Here is a 21,244-nt window from a genome sequence, read left to right as displayed (position 1 = left end):
TGCCATGGCTGACTGGAACTTCAGTGGGCCGCCGAACGCCAACGCCTTCATTCAGACGGGCAACATGACTCTGGAGTTGCAGTGCGATCGCGTCCGTTTCGCGCCAGCAGGTTATGAGGACTCGCAAGATATTGTCTCCAAGCAGGGCCTGTCTTTTCGGTTCATGAAGGATGGTTCGACCGAGGTAGGTGCGTTTCAGGCAGGATCAGTGAATGCGGAGATTTCCCTGGTCGACAATTATCCTGTTGAGGTCCGTTTCTTCGATCAGGGCGACTATGATTTCGTTTTGGATCAGATCGCACGGAACGCCGTTCTGAACCTTTCGATGGCTGACCAGGATGTCTCTTATGGCATCTTTACGCTCAAAGGATCGTCTGCAGCGGTCAGATCCCTGCGCGCGTCCTGCGGCGCCAACGCGTCGACATCACAGGGCATGGAGGCGCCAGAAGGCATTGTGTATTGCGGTGGCGGTGCCGTGCAGAGGGTCATCGAATACGCGATCGTGGGTCAATCAGGCGAGCAGTGGGATGCCATTGTGACCGTCAATGGTGAGACGGTTCGGGCGATGACCTCATATAGCTTCTTCGGAAACTCCGAACCACCGACAGGCTTCCAGGTGGCGCTCTTGGGTGAAGATAGATCAGAGTTCCTCGTCTTCAGCGATGGGGGCCGGAACTGGATCGAGTTTGGCGATTACACCTACGATCAGTGCAATTGAGCCGCATGAGAAGGCCGGAAATACAGACATGGCGAGTCGACTAGCTGAAAAGGGGCAACGCACTGGTGCCGGCACAAGTGTGGTTGTTTTGGCTGCGATCTCCGCAGCTTTTAACACTGCTTCGGCTCACGCGCAGGACTTGTCCAGTCTGCCCACACAGTTCTTTGAAAAAGTCGAGGCCGCGCAGCAGGCATGCTCCGATTTCGAGAATGGACAGTTCGCCCTTGAATTAGAGGCCGTTCACCGCGTCGATCTCGATGGAGACATCCAGCGGGACTGGGTTCTGGACGAGGCCGGGTTTGCCTGTTCCACCGCTGTGTCACTCTATTGCGGGACAGGCGGTTGCATGTCTCACTTCCTGATCAAGGATCGTATGTTTTCGCTTCTCAATCAGGGATGGGACATGGCGAACATTGGCCCATTCCGCGTGCTATTGGCGGATGTGCATGGCTCGCAATGTGGTGGGATCAACCCAACGCCCTGCGTTGTGGCCAGTGTTTGGGATTCAGATGAAATGGTCTGGCGCAGCACGGGTGCAGAGTGGGAGTAGAATATATGGAAAGGCGCCTCGAAAAGGTCATGCGTGCCATCTGTGCCTGCGTTTTGGTGCTGGCTGTGACGGGATGCGTCGAAACTGCTCCCGAAATCGCGATCAGCGAACCTGACCCGGAACTGAACTTCGTGCGCGGTTACCGAAACGCTGCAGACGAATGCCAACTTGTCGGCGAAACGGCATTCACTGTAGATTTCCTCGACGATGCGGCCGATCTTGTGGCCTGTCCGACAGGAAGTGCCGCAATGGCAAGCCTAATGGCGGAAACGGGAGCGCCTGTAATCACCCAGACCAACAGCTTCTCGTTCTTCAGCATTCCCTACCGCTGAACCACATGCTTGCACTGGGCAATGAATGGCCCGCGTAGTCGAATAGACTAGGACAACTTCTGAACTAGTCCGCAACATCCATCGAGAAGAAATAGGTCGCGCACATAGTCTGGTCGGCAATGCTCGTGGGCGCCTCTATCCCAGTGAACATTGCGATGCCAAGATAGCTAAAACCGGAGCCTTCCTCGTCCCAGGCTGCCATATAGGTTATTGGCTGGTCGCCACAAAGCGTGTTTCCCTGCCGCAAGGGTCCGGCATCCCCTGATACACGGAATACCTGAGCAACAGGTACATCTCCGGACGCCCCCCAATTGCCAGCAGCCCGAGGTTCATGAACTTCTAGATCAAGAAACCTGCCGGTTTCGAAAACCATTCGTTTGGTGGACAAGAGCACTGGGCCGGTAATTGCCGTCGCCGTCTCGCTATAGGGATTTAAAGCCACGGATTCTTCCAAAAGCGGTCGGGCTGATGCAGGGCCTCCCAGCAATCCCATAGCAACTAGCGGCACAAGTATCGATCGGCACATTTGAGTTCCCATTGTGTGAGGTGGTCCACTTACACTAGAAACATCTTTTTCCAGGCTGTCGAATGCAAAGTGGGTGGTAGGCGGCAGATGTGTACAGGGCACCGGTAGACATCCGCATCTGCCTCGTAGGCGAAGTCAGCGTTCACATACATGTCTTTCTTCCGGTTGCCCGAAGTCTCGGGCCGGGGGAGCGTCGTGGTAATGCCCTCCTCGTGGCAGGCCAGGATCTCGCGGCCACTGAAGTAGCCCTTGTCGGCGACGACACGCATCTCGTCACGACCGAGCGCGGCCTTCGTGCCCTTGGCCATCGGTGACAGTTGCTCGCGGTCGTACCCGTCATTGATCACGTCATGTGTCACGATCAGATGGGTCTCGGTATCCGAATTCATAGTTCCAATGCTTGCAAGAGCCCGGTTACGCCCGTCCTCTTGTCCCTTCGTGGTCCGTGGTCAGTTCTTTGACTGAGAGCATTGTAGGAATGTCCGCCTCCAAACAAACGCGGATAATGGCTTGGCGCAGGGCGTCGTCGGCTTCATCAAGCCCTTGTGCCTGCGCAGGTGAACGGAGTTGATGTAGGGCATCCCGAAGCCACGTTTGTCCTGCTGTCAATTGAGAGCCTCTGGAACCTTTCGAGCATCGTGCCGTGATTTCGCGAAGGATGCGCTGCCAGCATAAAGGACTAAACGAATAGCAAATCCACCTTGAACGCCTCGGGGATGAGGAATGCTGGCAACGCGTAGCAATGCTACTATCCGACAGTCTAGGCCGCAAGTTGAGCGAAGTTGATCACGCTGGCGAAACGCATTGTCTATCCATTGCCTTGAAATTGCCCTTTCACGATTTGAGTCAAACATACTAATGTCGCATTAGCAGTATTAATTTATCTGCGCACGTCACGACTTGTTGTGTGTCCCAAGTAACGAGTTTTGGTGAGTACGAGTGTAGCGAGTTGAGCCCAGTGTGTGTCCTAAGGGTTTGGCTTCTTGAGAATCGGACCTGGTGCTACTTCAGGTTCGGCAAGGGCGCCCAGGTTCAGGTTCTGTCCCGAGCCTGATCCGGGCGCCCTCTCAACTCCAACCACAACACAAAACGAGTTCAGTTATTGGGGCGGACAGAAGATCAAATGCGAATGGTGCTTTCCCATGACTTACCTTGAGATTGCCGCGATAGTCGTTGCTTGCGGTTTGGCCACGTGGCGCTGCACTCGGGCGCGGAACGGAAGAACATTCAGACGCCGAGATTGATACTGCTCGCACATTCGCGGTTTTCGAGAAGGCCGCAGATATCCTCAACTGGACGCGTCGATTACTAGTGTAGCCTTAATCCAACAAATCTCTCATCATCAATGCGGCCCGATAGGCCGAAATGCCCGCGCCAGTTAGCACAAGTATTCAGGCAGTTGGGCTCTGCCCATTCAATGGAACCAGGAACGCCGCGGCGCAAAATTTGAGCAATCGCTCATTTTGTGTTACCTTGGCTAATCGTTCCATACTTGGGGGAGTGTGTAATGAGGTATTCTGTCTTCGTTTTCTTGCTGTTCACGTTCTTCGCCGGAGCTTCCAGCGCTGCGACACTTCAAATCGACGACAACGGAACCGACGGTCAGTGGGATGAGAACAACGCAACTCAAACCGGATCAGTAGGGTCAGTCGATGTGCAGTTGGTAACGACGCAAGTTCCGTGGGAAGAGAACGGCTACACCAACGAGAACTACCCGTACGCCGGAGATCAATTTGGCTCGCTTGCGCAACCTGGCGGCACATCCGGAGACGGGTTTAACCAGCAGATTGGTTCGTCCACTGGTGCTTTTAGTTGGACTCTGACCTTTCTCGACGCCGTGTCCGATGTCGTCATCTATATAAGCGACATCGACAAGACGGGTGCCATCTTGACCGTTGCTTCGGGGTATTCGGATTTCTATTTCAACGCCGATTTCGCCAAATCCGGTGACATGTTCACTGTGATTTCGGGGTCGAATGAAGGGACTCTCGGAGGAAACGTTGCGCTCTTCTACGACATGGACTTCGCAAGTGGTGAAAGCCTTGTCTTCCTTCTAGATTTCTCAAACGTGGATATCCCGGGTGGTGAAAACATCGGCTTGGGAATAGCCACAGTTGGCGACGGTCCACCAGGTCCATCGCCCATACCTCTACCCGCCACTGGACTACTTCTCTTGGTTGCGGTTGGTGGGCTATCAGCTTTGCGGATACGCGCCTAAGAACTTTGCTTGGCACGATGACAGCCTGCTAACTTCGGGAAGAACGCGCAACTTCGCAAGAAGGCCAATTCAAGCTGTGCGGCATGTGTGGTACTAAGGTCCGGTAGGATCCCAAAGCAGACGCTCTCCCGTCTGGTGTTTGCCCAATTTATTCGGGAAGACCAGCTTGTTTGAGACCTGTAGCGTACATCTTTTTTAGATTTGGGTCTTGTATAATGGGGTTTGGCGTCTTGGTGGATGGAAATTTTCGAAAGCCTTAGAGCGCCTATACTCGGCGTAGCGAACGCGAGCGCCGGTTGCTTCGTAAGCGATGCAATTCAGGGCGAAGTCACTAAGCGTCTGCTCCAAGCTTGACAGGGACCTACCCCGCAAGCGCGCACAAGAACATCTGTGCGCTAGCGATCAACCCCAAGCCGCGTGAGGATCTTGGCTATTTCGTCGTAAGTGGGAACGTTTCGACTCTTTGCCCAATGCAACGGTGTAATTCCAGCATTGTCTTCCGGGGATCGATCGACACCTTTGTCCGCAAAATACCTGATGAGTCTGTCATCTCCGACGTTCACAAAGGACTCCATCGAGGTTGAAAAAAAGAATGGTGTGCGCCCGCTGGCGCTTCTTGCTTCAATGTCGGCCCCCGCAGTGACGAGGAGTTTGACGAGATCAACCTCGCCCTGAAGGCTTGCGATTAGAAGAGGCGTCATACCTTCGCTGGGTTCACGGCTATCGACCTTTGCCCCTGCTTCGAGCAGGTTCTCAACAACCATGGTGTGTCCCGATATCGCCGCAATATGAATTGCCTGCTTGCCGCTTCTATCTTTTGAATCGACGTCCGCTCCTTCTTCCAAAAGCAGAGATACCAGTTCGGAATCTCCTGCATCGGCCGCGAGATGAAGTGCTGTCCTTGCCTCTAGCTCACTCGGCGCATCTACTTGAGCACCTCTCTCGATAAGTATGCGTACGATACCGGGCTTGTTTTCGACGACCGCCAGATGAAGGGGTGATCCAAGAACGAAATCGGTTTCATCCACATCTTCGACTGTGCTCAGCGCTTCCAGGACCGCAGCCTCTTCTCCAGTGCGAACTGCGTCGTGAAGCGGACCGGCCATTGCTGGCGCAAGCTGAGTTACCCCTCCGCAAACCATGAGAGTGAGCAGACACCTATGGATGGATATTGACGTCATTTTCGCCTCCTTGTCGCCGCTCACTGGGTGCGAGCGCATGAGGGAAACTAGGTGTGATCTTGGGGCATCTTGTGGGTTGGGTCAAACGGCCGGTTTGTCCCGCTTGTGAGACGTTGACTATGCTCGCAGCGAACGGCTGGTTTGGGTTTCAGCTAGCTTGGCGGTGATGAACGGCCGCTTTGCGGAACTTGCGCTGCAGTGCCGCGACTAGCTCACCGATGCGGCTGACTCGTGGTGGCTAACTCCGCTGCATCAGCATCAGGCCGCTCCGTCCGCGAAGCGGTCGTTTACTGATTTGTTGCGAGCGTCCGCTCCGAACCCGGAGCGGGCAGAAGGGCCAGATTATCGGGACTAAGCGACCTTGCGGAACTATCCAAGGTTGTTCAGCACCGGCGCCGGTTCTCATACTGGATGCTCCAGTTTCTCGATATGCAGCAGACTGTGGTATTCTCGGCACCGAGCACACAGAAGTTCGGGAGGAGGAGGATGAGTATTCGACAACTTTTGGTCATCATACTTGCGTCACTTGGGATTGCGGAAACAGCTATAGCGGAAGGAGATCCAGAAAATGGTAGAGATCTTGCTCGCTCAAACTGTGCGCGGTGCCACGGTGTCGACGGCAATGCACGATCAACATCGTTTCAACCCGTGCCTATGTTGGCCGGTCAACCTTCAGTTTATTTGCTGAACGAGATGAAAAACTACGTTTCGGGGGCACGGGTCGACAGCAGCAAAGGCGCTTCGATGACCAAGTTCCTTCGTGATCTTAGCGACCAAGATCTAGCGGACCTGGCTGCATTCTACGAAGTCCAGAAGCGGTATTGAGTACCCGCCACGCTCCTACCGGCTCTTATCACCGAGCGGCGACTTCGCCCGCATGGATGACATCCTAGCAAACGGCGAACTGTTTGCTTCGAACCCTAACAAGCGTCCAATTCCGCCAGTTCACGTCTTCGGATTACTCTGATTGAAACCGCATTACGAACGGAGGATCTCATGCGTAGATACATTTCGCGATTAGGATTTCTGATTGGACTGCTGTTATCTGCAGGGGCTGTCTTGGCAAATCCCGATCTGCTGAATGCTGTGAAAGAAGGTGATCCAGAAGCGGTCATTCAAGTCCTAGAGGCTGACTCCCATGATCCCAAAACGCTCAGCCGGCCGCTCTTCTTCGCCGCACAACGTGGATATGCCGACGTCGTCGAGGTGTTGCTTGAACATGGAGCCAATCCCAATACGAGCTTCACCTACGGAAGCCCGCTTCACGCCGCAGCACGAGCAAATGATACATCCGTGCTCGCGCTTCTTCTAAAGAGCGGCGCAGATCCGGATTTGGCAGCGGGGGATTTTGATCAATCTCCACTCCATGAGGCCGCCGATCGGGGCGCGTTCGAAGCCGCGACGCTACTGATCGAGCACGGGGCTGATGTGAATTTCCGAAACAGCAAGGGCAGGCCTCCAATCCACGCCGCCGCTGCGTCTGGTCATCAGGATATGGTGGACTTTCTTCGTGCCCACGGCGCCGCTGCCAATGTGCCAGAGCCGATTACACAAGGCGAACTCGACAGCGCCAATGTGGAAGCAGGGCTCAGAGCGCTTCACGGCTGCAATACGTGCCACGAAATCGCGGAGGGCAAATCCGCGACGGGCCCGCACGTAGGTCCCTCATTGATTGGCATTTATGGATCTCCGCGCGGGGCCAAGGAGGACTACCCTTACTCAGGCGCAATGAGTGAACTGGATGGTGTTTGGACGGCAGAGGCTCTCAACGCGTTCCTCTTTGACCCGACCGGGGTCGTCCCTGGAACCGAGATGATCCGCGTGCCAGACATGACGCGGGAAGAGAGGATCGGGCTCATTGCCGTCCTCCGAGACAACATCCGCTAGACCAACTTCGGAGGTCGGCGCGCAAATCTGTGCTCTCCTGTTGGCCGTCCGCTTCGTCCGCATCTCGGACATCCGGCCGATCACGACGAACGACCGCTTCCGATAAATGCGGTCGTTGCATGTCCGGGGTCTGGCACTGAACGGCAACCCACCTTAGGTGAACTGATGATAGAACTACACGTTCATCATCAGTTCATCTACCACTCTGAAATCCAATAGAAAATTCGCAGGAAATAACAGTGCCCCTCCAAAACCGATGACCGTATGCCGGGCTCAGACAGATTTCATCATGAGGTTCCGATGGCACTTTGCAAGCAAGCGAAGACGCTGAACAAGAACCAGATCAGTGCTGTCCTTAACTACCTCGCAGGGCGTCGAAACGCTCTCCGCAATCAGGTAATCTTCCTGCTCTCCGTCAAAGCGGGGCTGAGAGCGAAGGAGATCGCGTATCTCCGATGGGAAATGGTCTTGGACGCTGATGGCGCCCTGGCAAACGAGATCGCGCTTCAAAACGAAGCGTCGAAGGGCAAATCCGGTCGCAGGATTCCTCTGAACAAGGACCTTCGTGCCAAGCTTGCCAGGTTGCTTAAGGATTGCCGACATCGCCGAGATTTCTCACCCATCAATCACGTGATCCGAACCGAGCGTGCTGACCGAACCAGCCCGCAGGCGATCGTCAACATGTTCAGCCACTGGTATCGCGATCTTGGCCTGATTGGATGCTCCTCACATAGCGGACGACGGACATTCATCACCAACGCGGCGAGGAAGATCACAACCGTTGGCGGGTCGCTGAGAGACGTTCAGTACCTTGCTGGGCATTCATCGCTGCAGACGACGGAGCTCTATATCGAGCATTCGGAGAACGCTCGGCGCAGCATTGTTGATCTGATCTAGGAGATCCGGAACCTTTTCTGACCAACAGGAGAAAAGCATCAAACTTCATTTTCAGAGCTTGCCAACCGAAAGTGTGAACTCCGCTTTAGATGTTAGAAATTCATCTATCTCTAGCGCAGGAAATAAATATCGCCTTGCTTTTCTCAGAATGACTTCAGCGTCGTTTGTGCGTGGCACCTGATGAGGCGTGAACGTCTTTTTCTTTCTCGCATTGTTAACGTCGTCGACAGAGCAAGGTAGTTTGAGCCCGTCGGATAGCAGGTCAGCAAGGTCTTTGGCTTTGATCTTCTTCTTGTCGGGGAAGATGTTGGTGTTTCCAAAAGCGTGAGCTTTTACTTCGTGTGTGCCCGCTTTGCGGTGTCGGTGAGCGACGATCAACTCCTGCCTGATCCGTTTGCGAATGCCATCTGTCCGCCGGAGATACTTTCCAGCGGGCCCATCAGCAGCCAACTTACCTTCGAAGAACACAGCGAACGCCTCGTAGTCTTCGAGCGTCTTCAGGCAATGCGGCGCATTCTTATTGTATTCAGCCCAGATACGACGGACGGTGTTGAACTGATCAACTGAATCCCAAGGTTTGGTTGTGAACACTAGGTGCTTACGTTCGTCCGTATCGCCGAATTTGACGGAAAACATGCCAGCGCTTTCTGGACGTCGTTTCCAGTCAAACTCCATCGAGAGACGCTCGGTCAGTTCCTTGTTGGTGAAGTCCAGACCACCTTCGTACATCTCTCTGATCCCACGACCCAAGGTCAAAGTCTGCGTGTCCGACGGTTTACGATTTAGGAATAGCTCAACAACCTCATTGTTCTGTTCCGGCTTGGACAGTAGGCGGTTCAGCTTAATTCCGCCCTTTGCAAGGACGAGCATATCGTCTTCGGTTGGTTCAACCTTTGATCCGAGCAGATCCCAATTAGTGTCTTCCCAGTCTTGCTTCTGCGATGGTCGAAGCGTGGCTTGCCCTCGCGTCCTCCAACCCAAAGGCTGACGGATGACATGTTTGACCTCATAAATCGGTCGTGGAGGTTGACCCTCGGGGACGGGACCCGCCAAAAGATGTCGCGACGCTCTGTACATGCCCGAGAGAAAACCAGGTGCATAAAGCATGTCTTCTTCGGTCGCGGTCGTCAGGAAGCCATCGGTTGTCACGCTGAACACCTTCACGGTCTCAGGCAACGCGTTCATGATTTCCCCAAGCACAGCTCGGCAAAACGCCGTTATGAACGAAGCAAAGACTGGATTAGTGATCTTGCTCGGGCCAAGACGCTTTGTGTCACCATCGCGAAGGTCATAGATCCGACGTTCACGCAGACCTTGAGCGGTCTTTCCGTACGTTGAGTTCACCAACTCCTTCCAAAACAGGTTGTTCAACGTTTTCTTCGGATACTTCGCCCGCTCTTCTATGCATCTTTTCGCAAATCCCTGGAAAACACGATTGAACTCATGAGGAAGCCCAGCACGAATTTCTGCGGTCACCGAGTCAATTCGCCTGCCTTCGACCAAGGTGATTTTTGCGCCGAGTTCCTTGGCCAAAAGGATCTCACTGATATGAGTCGAACTGTTGCCGCGCCTTGGGAAGATCAGGCCGTTTTCTGTCCGAACAGGCAGGACTGGGTAACGAACGGACTCGGGAAACTCAAAATCGACGTTTGCAAAAGCCAGGCTGTTTGGCCGAAGGTCACCGTTCAAGAGTTCTTCAGTGTTCTTGATTGGACGGATCGTTGACCAATCTGGCACCCCGATCAGAGCCATCGCAGATGGATAGGCGCTCGTCAGATCGTAGTCGTACCAGACGCCCTCTGGCGCAGGACCAAACCAGAACTGCTCATTGCGGCCACCATGGTAGCATTCCGTGAAGAAGTCCTCGTTCCAGAAGAGATTCTTGATGGAGACAACCCGTTTCGATGTTTGATATCTGCTGTTCTTCTTGCTCCAATACCGATCTACACACTCTTCTTTCCCAACAATCTCCAACGGATCTACGCCGTTCTCCTTCCAATACTCTCGGATCAGATCAACGCCGATAGAAGTGAGCGTAATCGGCAGCTTGAACTTGTCCGTCTTCTCACGGTTTAGTCGGATCATCTTCAAACTGTACTGAGCACAAATCTCCGCATCGCGTATCGCGTACTCTCGGAATAGGTTCCAGTTGGACTTCAGGAAGTCCTGCATGTTCTCTTTGAAGTGCTGCTCTTCTTTGCGATCGTCAGACAGCTTGATCTTTTCGAAGCCGAGGATCCCGCCGAGCTTTTCCAGGCTTTGAGCGCCCGTTGGAGCCAGTGTGATCGTGTCTCTAATGCGAACGCTCAGATCGATCGCTTCGTCTGTGTCATCATCCTTAAGGCTGATCGGAATGTCCTTCTTAACGTTCACGTAACTGCCGCGGACATTCTCCAGGTTCAGCGCTCTTCGTGTCTTCTCGTCTTTGAAGTCCGAGAATCCCGGAACGTCCGCACGATTGAAGTGAGCAACCAGATAGATGTCAGACGGCATGACGAGATCGGGATGTTCTTCGAAGCCAGCCCGAATGGCGTGTCCAACAAACTCTTCCAGAGAAAATCGATCCTCGTCATTGGGACCTGGTGGCAGCCGTATCCCGGACCAACAAGGCTCTTCACCCTCGTTCTCTGTCGTCACAATGCGGCAGCTGAACTGGTAGGAAAGAACGATGTTTCTGAGCTCGGCCTTGCCGCTTGGCAGCTCAACAACATCCCTTTGGTATTCCGTGTCAAAGCCAATGATCAGATACTGATCCGGATCCTTTGCGCGGGGGTGGAAGTTCTCAGATTTTAGTGTGGGTGTTAGTTCTTGTTCGTATGGCATAAAAATAATCCTGTGCTTGTGGGCTTCGGCTTGTCTTCGCCCAACGTAAAAATGGTAAAAGTATATATCCTACACCCATACGGAACTTTTACCATTTTTCGTGTAACAGGACAGAAATCTCGCAGACTGTGCTTATTTCCCAAACCGACTACGGATTTCTGACGCGGCAGCCTCCAGGATACCGTCCAGCTTGCCCTCACTGGTCAGCGTCTTCAGCTTGGCGAGGTTCTTCGCGGCATCCTCCTGGCTCGAACACTTGATAGCGTTCATGCCCGGTGCCAACTCGACCGGCGTGCGCCCGTACCGCGGCGAGACAAACCACGTGCCGTCGTCTGACTGCCAGACCCAGCCCGCTTTGCCCTGAGCGGACCCAGACGAACCATCAACGAGTTTCGCTATCTGCTTGTCGATTGCCGTGATGAACTTCTGCCGGCGCTGATGGACAGGGCTGGTCACCTTCGGCTTTTCAGCGGCTTCCAACGTGAATTGCTTCTCTAGGGTCACCATCATCTCCTCATTCTGATCATGGAGGCCTCGGATGGCTGACGGCGCTCGGTCAACGCACTTGTCCGGAACCGCTGTCTGATCACTGGAACACAACAGGTCAGCGTTGTGCGTGGACGTATTCCAGGAGACGCGGGTCACAGCGATTTCTGGAGGTTGAACAAAGATGCAGGTTGTTGGTGACCTATTTCGAGAAGAGCCGAAGCAATGGGGGCTCAGAGGCGATCAGTATCTGTGGCGCGAACTGCGGACCAATTTTACCGAAGTCGAGGTGCCAGCGACCGTCCAAGAGCTACAAAAGCTTCTCGAGGATGCGTTCTGGGAGGCAACTGGTGAAAGTTTGACATTCTGTTTCGAGGTTTGGATCGAGCGATTTTCGCATGGCGGGATGTCCAGCGGGCTCGTTTGTGGTGACTTCTGGAGAACACGAGGGTTCCCGTTGGTCCTGCGGAGGTTTTCTTCGAGCGAGCCACATTGAGCGCTAACAACGGCATAGCGACGCGGATCTGCCGAAGAGGTTTGTACGCTCTAACCTGAACGTCAGCTTCTACTAGTAGCGGACGTTCGCCGGATAGGGCCCGATGTCCGAGAAGCGGACAAAGGGTGAGTTCGCTGCGTTTGCGCAGTAGGCTGCTTTCGTGCGCTTTGCGGACCTTCACCTTGGATTGCGCACAAGTTGCACACCTACAGTGGCTACGACCTTGATTCAGGCGGACGGACTGTCCAATCCTCCATAGCAGCTGCATGATCGTGTACCGCAAGTCGCACCGCAACTCCGACCGCAAGATCAGAAAGGGCACCCCGCCCTCCTGAATAGCTTCCAGAGACCGGCACGATTTGGTGAATGCCGCGACCGACTGCGACTGGAATCAGGTTCTGAGACCCGACACTTCGGTTCGTTGGATCGAAGGCAATCCATCCAGCACCGGGGACAAATATCTCGACCCAAGCATGGGTAGACCCTGAACCCGCCGACCCAACGAGGCTCATTTCGGGATCGGACAGATAGCCTGAGACGATGCGGGCGCCAAAACCAAGTCGGCGGGCTGACTCGGCAAGCAGGACCGCGAAATCTCGACAAGAGCCCCATCGCCGGTCAAGGGTCTCGATCGGCGACTGGGTGCCTTCGTCGTCGCGGCTCTGGTAGAGAGTTTGCGTGGAAACGCCGTTGCTGATGTCCTTCAGCAAAGACAGCGTGTCGGTCGGGCGTGCCATGACAAATCCCTCGACCCATCGGGCAAGGCGGCCATCCGGGTCGCAGTATTGCGGTACCGTCAATGCACCCAGATCCGTCCATTCGTCGGCGGTGTAGACAAAGGGGTACTGGGCCGCCGAGGCAGCGATGGCAAAGACCGGCCAGGCCGGCGCGGTGAGTTCCACGGAAGCGCGGCTCTCGATCACCAGATGATCTGTCAGGCCGTCAAAGACGGCGGTGGCGATGGCGTTGCCGGCCACGTCATGCGCCCAGGTTACCGTCGCCGTTGGAGAAATGGAGAGGGCATGCGCAAGTAGGCGCAATTCCCTTGTTTCGCGGGGACGCAGCATCAACCTGTGCGGCCCGAGAGACACCTCGTGACGGTATCGGTAGGTTGTGGTGTGAACGATGTCGAGGCAGGCCAAAATGGAGATCCAGTGCGGTTCGGGGAAGACGGCGCGCGCCTGTGGGGATCAGCGGCCGCGAGATGGGCCCGGGCTGATTGGCGCGGCGTTCCGCCAGGCACTCAACCCCTTGCAGCGTCGGCAAATCCGTTCTCCGAAGCCTTCGCTCCAGAACGAGGTTTCGCATCGCAGGCATCTGCGTTCTTGCGGAACATCACCCACGGCCCTTGGGGTCGCGATGTCCGGTACGTCACCTTCGGCGATGGCCTCGTCCGCCATCACGTTTTCCCCGCAGCCAGACGGGTGCGCAAGGACGGCGGCGAGTCCGGTCGTGAAGGCATGCCTTCGTTTTCGGCGGTCCGGATCGACTCTTCGTCCCGCGCTCCTCGGGCGGTCGTCTTCGAAGACGGCGCAGCCAGGTTCCGATCGGACGTCCCAGACCCGGAATAGAGATGTCGCAGGTGCGCCTCAGAGACCCCGTCGGCCTTCATCACGAGTTGCACCATCGGATCAGCCAGCATTTCTTCAAGGAAAAAGTCGGACAACTCCCTGCCGGTCAGCTTGTCCCTTGCGCGTGCTTGGTCGAGGTCGGCAAGGGAAACAGTCAGAGTCCGCGCAAGTCCCGGATGAGATATCCGGGGATGAAGCTTCACAAGGACGGAGGCTTTCCAGGCTGCGGGATCCCGTTGATCGGGGGGTGAAGCCAGTTCCGTTTCGATCTCGTACTCTCCCGCCGGGAGCGTCTCGTCAAAGCCCGGAACGGTGAAGGGCCGGGAAAAAACCGCAACGGTCTTGCTCGTCAGATCTTCCATTCGCGCGTTCCTTTCCCATGGTGCCGTGGGCGGTCCGCGCCCCTCACGGGAATGAGGCGCGTAACCGGTGCACACCCTCAAGATGTCTTGGACTTGGCGGGTGCATCCTTGCCAGAAGCCTTGGGCTCGGTCTCCTTGGCAGGAGTCGTCGCTGTTTTCGCAGGCTTGGGCTTTAACGCAGCCGCAGCTCTGGCGGTCAGGTCCTTGAAGGACATTTCATCGATCCTTTGATTATCCGACGCCAACTCCTCGTCCATGTCGGACCGGGATACCTCGCATCGGTATTGTATATATGGGGGCTGGCGACCCGAATTGCGATGGTGCATCGAAAAGGAAGCCGAGGTCAGTCAGGCCAATTCATCCGTCCAGACCTTGAATTCCATCAACGTGTTCTGGCCGAATGTCTGGGTCAGAGGGACATCGGCAGCATCGCGACCGCGCACGATCAGGATTCTCGCAAACCTCGGCTTGTTGTTCCGTGGATCGAACATGTGCCATTCTCCAGCAAGGAACACCTCCATCCACGCGGCGAAGTCCCCAGGCGGATGAGGCAAAGGCTCACCGATGTCGCTCAGATATCCGGTGCAGTAGCGGGCCGGAATGTTCATGCAACGACACAGCGCGATGGCCACATGGGCAAAGTCGCGGCAGACACCCTGCCCCTCGGCGAGGGTCTGCGACGCGGTGCGCGTTGCCTTCGCCTGCATATAGTCGAAGCGGACATGTCCATGCACGAAATCGCAGATCGCCTGCACCCGTGACCATCCGGGGTCCGTGGTCTCGAATAGGCGCCACGCCTCCTCCGATAGAAGGTCGGTGTCGCAATACCGGCTGCCCTGCAGAAACACGAGCGTCTCGAAAGGAAGATCCTGAACCGCGTGCTGCCGCGCTCCGGGCATGGAGGGATCAGGCTGGCCCGTGTCGCGGAAGATGCCATCCGTCGACAGGCAGAAGTTGCCCGCCGGAGCCACCATCCGCGTGCACCAGTTGCCGAACGCGTCGCGATAGCTTTCCAGCGGCACGCTCGGCTGCGTCACGAGATAGTCGGCGCGCTCCAGATCGCCAAAGCGCGAGTAGTGCACGTTCAGCAGCGCGATCAGCGGCGTCGGTTGCGGGAAGCTGTATCGCAGACGGCACCCGATGCTGACCCGCATGCCGGACACACGGCCGCGCCTGGTCATGTCATGATCATCTTGCAAGGATGAGCGTCCGAGGCATCGGGTCAGTGCCATCCTTCGCAAGGACGGGGAAGGCGAAGGACGCGATCATACCCGCTATAACTGCCGTCCCCGCGATCAGCCTCGCCAGCGGATGTCTCATCGCCGCTTTCTCCTTGGCGGACCAGAGTCCGCCGGTTGCCCCGCGTGTCTTCGATAGCCCAAGCGTGAGCGTTCCGGTCAGCCGTCGAGTTGGCGCGGGCGGTGGCGGGGAGCCCCTGGAATTCGATCTCGATGGCATGCCTTCGTTCTCGGCCACCTGGATCGCGAAGTCCCGTGGGACTGTCACGTGGGTGCTACCGGTCATCGGGGCGACAACTTGTGCAGGGCCGCAGCGGCAAGAGCATGTTCCTTCTGGTGGTAGTCGCCGCGGAACTTGCCATCGACCTCCACCTCCCAGATGCCGTTCCTTTCGCGCACCTGAACTCCACCGCGCTGCGGTGGCCTGTTCATGAAAGAACCCTGTCCCTCTCTGCTTTTCGGCGGCACGGGTTGCTTGTCGGCCATTTCCGGCTCCTTCGCGTTGGGCGCGGGCGCTTCTCCGAGAAGCATCACGGCGCGGATGAACTCCGCCGCATAATCATCGGTTTCGCGGTGGTCGTGTTCGCGCTGGGTCAATCTCATCGGTTCTACGAACCGTTCTCGCAGGTGGTCGACGAAACGCGGCTCGGTACGGGCCATGTAGGCGATCAGAGCCTGCAGGATCCGTTCATGGGCCAGCACGCGCCGTTCAAGATCGGTCGTCTCTGCGGCCGTCCTGGTAAGATTTTTCACTGATGTCATGGCTTGCCATCCTTCACGCTGCATGGTGTGACGCTGGATGTCGTGTGCTCGAGCGTGTGCAGGCAGGCCCTCGCCTCATCGCGATCCAGCTCTTGCCATCTACCTTACAACCAGGCGGACATCGGGTGCTGACGCAGGTTAGGTGCAAGGAAATTTATTAGGCGTTTCTTGCTCAGAAACAGAAATAAAACGGCCTCGGTGGTCGAGGTGTCATCAAGGTGCTTCCGCAATGAGTAGGACCGTCTGCCTTCGTTGAAGACAAATTCAATACAAGAATAGAGGCCCGAAAAAACCGCGCGGGACCTTGCTGAGCGTCATCATGCTGCCTGCTTGCCGATCGCCCAGACGATTACGAGTGCGGACAACGAGAGGAGGAGAATGGCGGCCGCCTCGATCAGTATGTTTTCCGGCGCCATTTCCTTGCCCTGCAGGACGACCAGCCGTCCGACCGCAGTGATCACAATAAAAATTGGATACACGAACACGGAATTGCGTTTGGCCTAATACACCGCAACCATTCCGATCACTTCAAGGTAGAGAAACATCGCCAGAATATCCGCCAGCAGGATTGTGCCAAGGCGATAGATAGCCACGCCTTTCAAAGGCGACGGCAAGGAGTGTCATGGCCACGATCACAACCAGCAACAGACGCTCGATGAAGTGGAACAGACTCAGGGAAAACAGCCTTTCGCCGCGCCCCTCGACGTCGTCTTCCTGTGGGGCACCGCCCTTGTCGACCGCTGCCCCTCCCGCTTGATCCACTCTATTCATGATTGCGGCCTTTGGCCACGAAACTATCGGCCAACGCCGACATCTGAGCGTGTCACGATCGGCGACGCGGGGTCTTGCGCTGGTCGGGCACTGCCGGTTGACGCAACGCCACCGTCGCCCGGGTCGCTGCCCGGATCGAGGAGTGGGTCTGCCTCGCCCTGCATGCCGCGCAGGAACTGGAACAAATCGCTGTCCGTCGTCAGGACAAGCGTCGTGTCGTCGGAGATCATATCGCCGTAGGCCTGCATGGTTCGGGTGAAATCGTAGAATTCGACCGAAACGGCATCGACATTGTAGGCGCCCGCATAGATTGCTGCTGCTGCGGCATCGGCGGCACCGCGGATTTCCTCGACGGCGCGATAGGCTTCGGACTGAATCTTGTTCAAGTCCCGCACCCTGTTGCCTTGAATACGGGCCGCTTCACCGTTGCCTTCGGACAGGAATCTTTCGGCGATCTGCCGGCGCTCCGAGATCATGCGGTCATAGATCTTGGGTCGCACGCTCTCATTGTAGTTTATGCGCTTGAAACGAATGTCGAGAAGCTCGATCCCGAAGACGCGCACCTTCTCCGCCGCCGCCTCGAAGATCTGCTGCTCGACCAGCGCCCGCCCCTTCGTGATGGGAACCAGTGCGCCGATGTCCTGGGCAAGCTCCTGATCCGTCAGCAGCGTGTCCCGAAGCGGTGTCCGGCCCCTGGTCGTGCGCACGATCTCGATGAGTTCGTGCTTGGCGACGGCATTCCGCGTCTCGCTGCCGAGGATATCATCGAGGCGCGACTGGGCGCTGCGTTCGTCGCGCAGGCGCAAAAAGTACTGCAGAGGATCGGTGATCTTCCAGCGCGCGAAGAGATCGACCGAGATATAGAGCTTGTCCTTGGTGGGCATGTCCGATGGCGAGCCGTCCCACTCCAGAACCCGGCTGTCGATCCGGTTAACCTCCTGAACGAAGGGGAGTTTCCACTTGAGACCAGCCTCGGTGATCGGCGCGCCGACCGGCTTGCCGAACTGGGTGATGATGGCCTGTTCGACCTCGCCGACCGTGTAGACGGCGGATGACGCAGCGACGACCCCGGCAACTGCGATCCCCGAGGCAATAAGCGAAAGGGTCTTCATCGTTGCTCTCCTGTCTGTCGATCAAGGTTCAAAAGCGGGAGGATGCTTGCCGTGGAGCCGTCGACAATGATCTTGGAACCAATTCCCGGCAGAACATCCTGCAGGCTTTCGATGTAGATCCGGCGCCGGGTCACTTCGGGCGCCAGACGGTATTCCGTCAGGAGGGCCGTGAATCGGGCCGCATCGCCCTCGGCTTCGTTGATCCGCCTCAGGCGATAACCATCGGCTTCGCGGATACGCTGGTCCTTTTCGCCCTCCGCCAGCGGAATGACGCGGTTGTATTCGCGGCGGGCCTCGTTGATGATCCGCTCCTTCTCTTGTTGTGCCTGGTTGACCTCGTTGAACGAGGCCTGAACCGGCTGGGGCGGATTGATGTTCTTCAGCTGCACCTGATCGATACTGATGCCCATCGCGTATTTGGTCGCGAGCGCCTGCATCTTCAGCAGGGCTTCGCTTTCGATTTCCTGGCGCCCGACGGTGATCACCTCGTCGACCGTGCGGTCTCCCACGACTTCGCGCATGACGGACTCCGAGACGTAACGCAGGGTCGCGCTCGGCTCGCGCACTTCAAACAAAAACTTCCGGGGTTCGGAAATCCGGTACTGGACCACCCACTCCACGAGCGCGGCGTTGAGATCGCCAGTCACCATCTCGGTCTCGCGGCGACCGTCCGTCGGGCTCTGATAGGGATCGGAGGCACCCGGAGTCGTGAACCCGAACTCCTGTTTCAGCTGGCGCTTGACCGGGACCAACGTGGTCACGTCGATCCCGAACGGGATCTTGAAGTGCAGCCCCGGAGGGACCTCAGCCGCGTACTTCCCGAACCGTTGGACAATCGCGACGGAGTCGCTTGGCACCGTGTAGTAGGAGGTCCACGCCCCAAACGCCGCAAGCGCAATGGCGGCCCCGATTGCAAGACGCTTCACCGGTGGCAGACCGTCCGGCAGGATGCCGTGCAGCCGATCCCGGCCCCGCCTGAGAATTGCGTCAACCTCAGGGGGAACGCGGGTCTGCTTGTTTTTCCAAGGCCCGCGATCTTCCGGTCCATTGTCATCAGAAGGCATCGCAAGCTCCTATTTCGGCTTTGGCACGCGGTACGATGCCTGGCTCGCGCGTTTGACGGTGCGACCCGTTTTGCGCCATCACATCGTCGGCTTTGAACAGCATGACCTCAGAGGTCCAGTTCCTTCAGGCAGGCTTGCGCAATGTCCCGGTCTTGGGCATCGGTTCCTGGCATCGTCGCCCAGCCGGCTGTCATGAGAGCGTCGCGCTTCTGGTAGATTGAAGCTGCCCGGATCGTTGCAAGCTTGTCCGCCCGAGCCGGGTCTGACCGCGCCATGTCGAGGCAGACCGGTACCATTGAGGCGACGACATCGTTACGGGACATCGCCATCGCCCTGTCATTCGAGGTGCCGCCGGTCACCCAGCCGCCCCAGGTGAAGCCGACGACGCCGACAAAGACAGCACCGATCACGGCACCATAGATGCCGGGTTTGAGCCATTCGGGAGTATTCATTTCAAGTCCTCCTGCGGAGAAAGCGCCGCTTCGCTGTGGTTGTTCATCTCAGTCGGACCCTGATCCCGGCTCAGCGCCTCATTCAGGTCGCGCTCTGATATTGTGTGCAGTTCCATCCAACCCGCCCGATCCCCTCTGCCAGGAACGGTCATATGGGTCGCCGTCCTCTGATACGTTTCGAAACCTTGCCCGCGGAGAAGTTCTTCCTGAATCAGGACTTCGTAGTCCCCGGCCGGAAGTTTGTCTGGAAAATCGGCTAGGCTGAACGGGTGCAGGAAAGTCACCCTCAAACTGGATGAACGCACGCTCATCTCTGGCCTCCACGATTTTGGCAGATCCGTCGCTCGCCACTGTTGACGGCCCCTTGGATTCCGGACCTGACCAGTCGAACGATTTCTCCTTTTGTACTTCGGAACCGTTCGACTGGCGCTGACGCATGTTAGTCCCGAACACGGAACCGGTTGCGAACTCCCGGTGGAAAGTAGCCGGCACTGACCTGTGTAAGGGCGCGGGGTCCGACTTGCGCGTATCCTTTGGGAAACAGGGATGATCTGCATTCCTGCAACCCTTGAAAGGAGTGGCGATGGCCGACCCCAAGGCTCTCAACCCGCACCCGCCCGAGTTCGATCGGTTTCTCCATGCCTCCGTCGGCGAGGACCGGAACGGCTATGCCGTGACTGTGCTCTCCACGCTTGCGCGGCTTGGCCTCGATCCATGGAAGGAAACCGCTGAACTGGTCACGCTGGGGCGCGACGCCGCGCGGGCACGATTGGGAACGCTGCTTGCCCGATTTCGGGACGTTCCTGCGCTCGCCAGCGATCACGGGAGGGTCGCACGAGACCTGAGCCAGCTGCTTCCCGAAGGACCGGCGTCAGGTGCCCTGCTGCGCGCTGCCTCCACGGTGGTCGACGGTCGCCCGAGAACAAGCGGCGCGATCTGGGCGGTACTCGCGATCATCTTTGTACTGTTTCAGATGTTCATGGTTGGCGGGTCGGGGTCATGCGAATGACCGTCTCAACCGCGACCGCGAGGAGACCGGCCCATGCGGCACACAAGTCCGGTACGCTTTCTCCACACGAACAGGGCATACTCTGGGACATGGAGGAACAGTTCTGGACCAGCGGCGCCGATAGTGCGCAGGCGACGACAGCGACCAACGCGGTGATGATTTTTCCCTATCCGCCCGGCATCCTCCAGGGCGACCAGATCTGGACCCATCTTCGGGAAAGGACCGGCTGGCGCTCCGTTGTCATGGCCGAACGGCGCGTGATGCGGTGTCATGACATCGCCATTCTCACCTATCGCGTCTCGGCAGAGAAACCCGATGTGCCGATCTACAAGGCCCTCTGTGCCTCTACCTACCTCAACGATGACGACAGATGGCTGAGGATTTCCCATCAGCAAACTGCGGTGACTTGAGAAGCGCATGGGCAACCGACCTGCCGCAGGCGTCGGGGCTAACCTGCGTCAGTGCGGGAGGGCGCTTACAGAGGCAAGGTGAGTTGTGCCCGCCGAATGTCTGGCGGCACTTCATTTCCGAGTAACCGAGAAGCGTGAGGGTGTGCTGGTACCCGATACCTAGGCACGCCAGCACGCTTCTTATTCCCGGATCGTCCAGGAAAGGACAGTTCCAATGACACCCCAAGAGACCCGGACTGCCGACAAGATGAAATCCGTCAAAGCGACCTGGGACAAGGCGCCCGACGGTCCGAAAAAGGATGCGGCCCTGAAGCACTATCGGGCCGCTGAGAAGGCGCATGAAGCACATGACGACGCCTTGACGAACAAAGAACTGAAC

Annotated in this window: 25 protein-coding genes and 1 pseudogene; 9 read left to right on the top strand and 17 right to left on the bottom strand. The window is 57.0% G+C overall.

What is annotated here, in order from left to right:
• Positions 1 to 4: 4 nt before the first annotated feature.
• From RXV90_RS24090 to RXV90_RS24080, 3 genes are read left to right on the top strand one after another with little or no spacing between them, the layout of a single operon-like run.
• Positions 5 to 718 (top strand): hypothetical protein, encoded by a 714-nt coding sequence (locus RXV90_RS24090; RefSeq protein ID WP_316652660.1) that lies wholly within the window; start codon positions 5 to 7, stop codon positions 716 to 718.
• Positions 687 to 1,268 (top strand): hypothetical protein, encoded by a 582-nt coding sequence (locus tag RXV90_RS24085; RefSeq protein WP_316652658.1) that lies wholly within the window; start codon positions 687 to 689, stop codon positions 1,266 to 1,268. Before RXV90_RS24090 ends, RXV90_RS24085 begins: the two co-directional genes overlap by 32 nt.
• Positions 1,269 to 1,273: 5 nt before the next feature.
• Positions 1,274 to 1,600, top strand: a complete 327-nt coding sequence (locus tag RXV90_RS24080; RefSeq protein ID WP_316652656.1) for a hypothetical protein — start codon at positions 1,274 to 1,276, stop codon at positions 1,598 to 1,600.
• Positions 1,601 to 1,664: 64 nt separating this feature from the next.
• On the opposite strand, the gene RXV90_RS24075 is transcribed toward RXV90_RS24080, so the two are convergent.
• Together RXV90_RS24075 and RXV90_RS24070 are read right to left on the bottom strand one after the other, a co-directional pair.
• Complete coding sequence (locus RXV90_RS24075; protein ID WP_316652654.1) at positions 1,665 to 2,054, bottom strand: hypothetical protein; 390 nt, start codon at positions 2,052 to 2,054, stop codon at positions 1,665 to 1,667.
• 167 nt (positions 2,055 to 2,221) lie between these two features.
• Positions 2,222 to 2,506, bottom strand: a pseudogene (locus RXV90_RS24070) (IS5/IS1182 family transposase); the annotation flags it as partial.
• A 1,127-nt stretch (positions 2,507 to 3,633) separates the two neighbouring features.
• Between RXV90_RS24070 and RXV90_RS24065 the strand changes: the two are divergent.
• The gene (locus RXV90_RS24065) at positions 3,634 to 4,344 is read left to right on the top strand and encodes a hypothetical protein (RefSeq protein WP_316652653.1); all 711 of its coding nucleotides are present in this window, start codon (positions 3,634 to 3,636) and stop codon (positions 4,342 to 4,344) included.
• A 395-nt stretch (positions 4,345 to 4,739) separates the two neighbouring features.
• Here the strand turns inward: RXV90_RS24065 and RXV90_RS24060 are convergent, their stop codons facing one another.
• Entirely contained in the window at positions 4,740 to 5,450 is a 711-nt protein-coding gene (locus tag RXV90_RS24060) for an ankyrin repeat domain-containing protein (protein WP_316652651.1), read from the bottom strand.
• Positions 5,451 to 6,011: 561 nt separating this feature from the next.
• Here RXV90_RS24060 and RXV90_RS24055 point away from each other — a divergent pair.
• The 3 genes from RXV90_RS24055 to RXV90_RS24045 all read left to right on the top strand — a co-directional run bounded on the left by RXV90_RS24055 (position 6,012) and on the right by RXV90_RS24045 (position 8,309).
• Positions 6,012 to 6,350, top strand: coding sequence for a c-type cytochrome (locus tag RXV90_RS24055; protein ID WP_316652649.1), 339 nt, complete (start codon positions 6,012 to 6,014; stop codon positions 6,348 to 6,350).
• A gap of 171 nt (positions 6,351 to 6,521) precedes the next feature.
• Entirely contained in the window at positions 6,522 to 7,412 is an 891-nt protein-coding gene (locus tag RXV90_RS24050; protein WP_316652646.1) for an ankyrin repeat domain-containing protein, read from the top strand.
• A 300-nt stretch (positions 7,413 to 7,712) separates the two neighbouring features.
• Entirely contained in the window at positions 7,713 to 8,309 is a 597-nt protein-coding gene (locus RXV90_RS24045) for a tyrosine-type recombinase/integrase (RefSeq protein ID WP_316652645.1), read from the top strand.
• 51 nt (positions 8,310 to 8,360) lie between these two features.
• Here RXV90_RS24045 and RXV90_RS24040 read toward each other — a convergent pair whose 3' ends face one another.
• The 14 genes from RXV90_RS24040 to RXV90_RS23975 form a co-directional block, all read right to left on the bottom strand.
• Entirely contained in the window at positions 8,361 to 11,132 is a 2,772-nt protein-coding gene (locus RXV90_RS24040) for a DNA polymerase (protein WP_316652643.1), read from the bottom strand.
• A gap of 132 nt (positions 11,133 to 11,264) precedes the next feature.
• Positions 11,265 to 11,639: a hypothetical protein gene (locus tag RXV90_RS24035; protein WP_316652671.1), complete on the bottom strand. Its 375-nt coding sequence runs from the start codon at positions 11,637 to 11,639 to the stop codon at positions 11,265 to 11,267.
• Positions 11,640 to 12,329: 690 nt separating this feature from the next.
• Positions 12,330 to 13,256, bottom strand: a complete 927-nt coding sequence (locus RXV90_RS24030; protein WP_316652641.1) for a transglutaminase family protein — start codon at positions 13,254 to 13,256, stop codon at positions 12,330 to 12,332.
• A gap of 257 nt (positions 13,257 to 13,513) precedes the next feature.
• Positions 13,514 to 14,047 carry a hypothetical protein gene (locus RXV90_RS24025; RefSeq protein WP_316652639.1) on the bottom strand — a complete coding sequence of 178 codons (534 nt, stop codon included), beginning with the start codon at positions 14,045 to 14,047 and terminating at the stop codon, positions 13,514 to 13,516.
• A gap of 77 nt (positions 14,048 to 14,124) precedes the next feature.
• Entirely contained in the window at positions 14,125 to 14,304 is a 180-nt protein-coding gene (locus RXV90_RS24020; protein ID WP_316652636.1) for a hypothetical protein, read from the bottom strand.
• 90 nt (positions 14,305 to 14,394) lie between these two features.
• Entirely contained in the window at positions 14,395 to 15,201 is an 807-nt protein-coding gene (locus RXV90_RS24015; protein WP_316652634.1) for a transglutaminase-like domain-containing protein, read from the bottom strand.
• Between the two features lie 34 nt (positions 15,202 to 15,235).
• Entirely contained in the window at positions 15,236 to 15,367 is a 132-nt protein-coding gene (locus tag RXV90_RS24010; RefSeq protein WP_316652633.1) for a hypothetical protein, read from the bottom strand.
• 200 nt (positions 15,368 to 15,567) lie between these two features.
• On the bottom strand, positions 15,568 to 16,071 hold the full coding sequence (locus RXV90_RS24005; protein WP_316652631.1) for a hypothetical protein: 504 nt from the start codon (positions 16,069 to 16,071) through the stop codon (positions 15,568 to 15,570).
• A gap of 293 nt (positions 16,072 to 16,364) precedes the next feature.
• Positions 16,365 to 16,532: a phosphate-starvation-inducible PsiE family protein gene (locus RXV90_RS24000; protein WP_316652629.1), complete on the bottom strand. Its 168-nt coding sequence runs from the start codon at positions 16,530 to 16,532 to the stop codon at positions 16,365 to 16,367.
• A 43-nt stretch (positions 16,533 to 16,575) separates the two neighbouring features.
• Entirely contained in the window at positions 16,576 to 16,818 is a 243-nt protein-coding gene (locus RXV90_RS23995) for a hypothetical protein (RefSeq protein ID WP_316652627.1), read from the bottom strand.
• A 23-nt stretch (positions 16,819 to 16,841) separates the two neighbouring features.
• Positions 16,842 to 17,930 (bottom strand): protease modulator HflC, encoded by a 1,089-nt coding sequence (gene hflC, locus RXV90_RS23990; protein WP_316652625.1) that lies wholly within the window; start codon positions 17,928 to 17,930, stop codon positions 16,842 to 16,844.
• A complete protein-coding gene (gene hflK, locus RXV90_RS23985; RefSeq protein WP_316652623.1) occupies positions 17,927 to 18,994 on the bottom strand; it encodes an FtsH protease activity modulator HflK in 1,068 nt (355 codons plus the stop codon). The genes hflC and hflK overlap by 4 nt, the downstream gene beginning before the upstream one ends.
• Before the next feature lie 107 nt (positions 18,995 to 19,101).
• Positions 19,102 to 19,446 carry a hypothetical protein gene (locus RXV90_RS23980; protein ID WP_316652621.1) on the bottom strand — a complete coding sequence of 115 codons (345 nt, stop codon included), beginning with the start codon at positions 19,444 to 19,446 and terminating at the stop codon, positions 19,102 to 19,104.
• The gene (locus RXV90_RS23975; protein WP_316652620.1) at positions 19,443 to 19,757 is read right to left on the bottom strand and encodes a hypothetical protein; all 315 of its coding nucleotides are present in this window, start codon (positions 19,755 to 19,757) and stop codon (positions 19,443 to 19,445) included. The genes RXV90_RS23980 and RXV90_RS23975 overlap by 4 nt, the downstream gene beginning before the upstream one ends.
• 272 nt (positions 19,758 to 20,029) lie before the next feature.
• Here RXV90_RS23975 and RXV90_RS23970 point away from each other — a divergent pair, with 272 nt between their 5' ends.
• Positions 20,030 to 20,455, top strand: coding sequence for a hypothetical protein (locus RXV90_RS23970; RefSeq protein WP_316652617.1), 426 nt, complete (start codon positions 20,030 to 20,032; stop codon positions 20,453 to 20,455).
• Positions 20,452 to 20,865 carry a hypothetical protein gene (locus RXV90_RS23965; protein ID WP_316652615.1) on the top strand — a complete coding sequence of 138 codons (414 nt, stop codon included), beginning with the start codon at positions 20,452 to 20,454 and terminating at the stop codon, positions 20,863 to 20,865. Before RXV90_RS23970 ends, RXV90_RS23965 begins: the two co-directional genes overlap by 4 nt.
• Positions 20,866 to 21,244: the final 379 nt, after the last annotated feature.

The organism is Ovoidimarina sediminis (genome assembly GCF_032586175.1).
In the GTDB taxonomy this organism is placed as follows: domain Bacteria; phylum Pseudomonadota; class Alphaproteobacteria; order Rhodobacterales; family Rhodobacteraceae; genus Ovoidimarina; species Ovoidimarina sediminis.
Note: the sequence above shows the minus strand (reverse complement) of the source record. Positions and strands in the feature narration are given on the sequence as shown.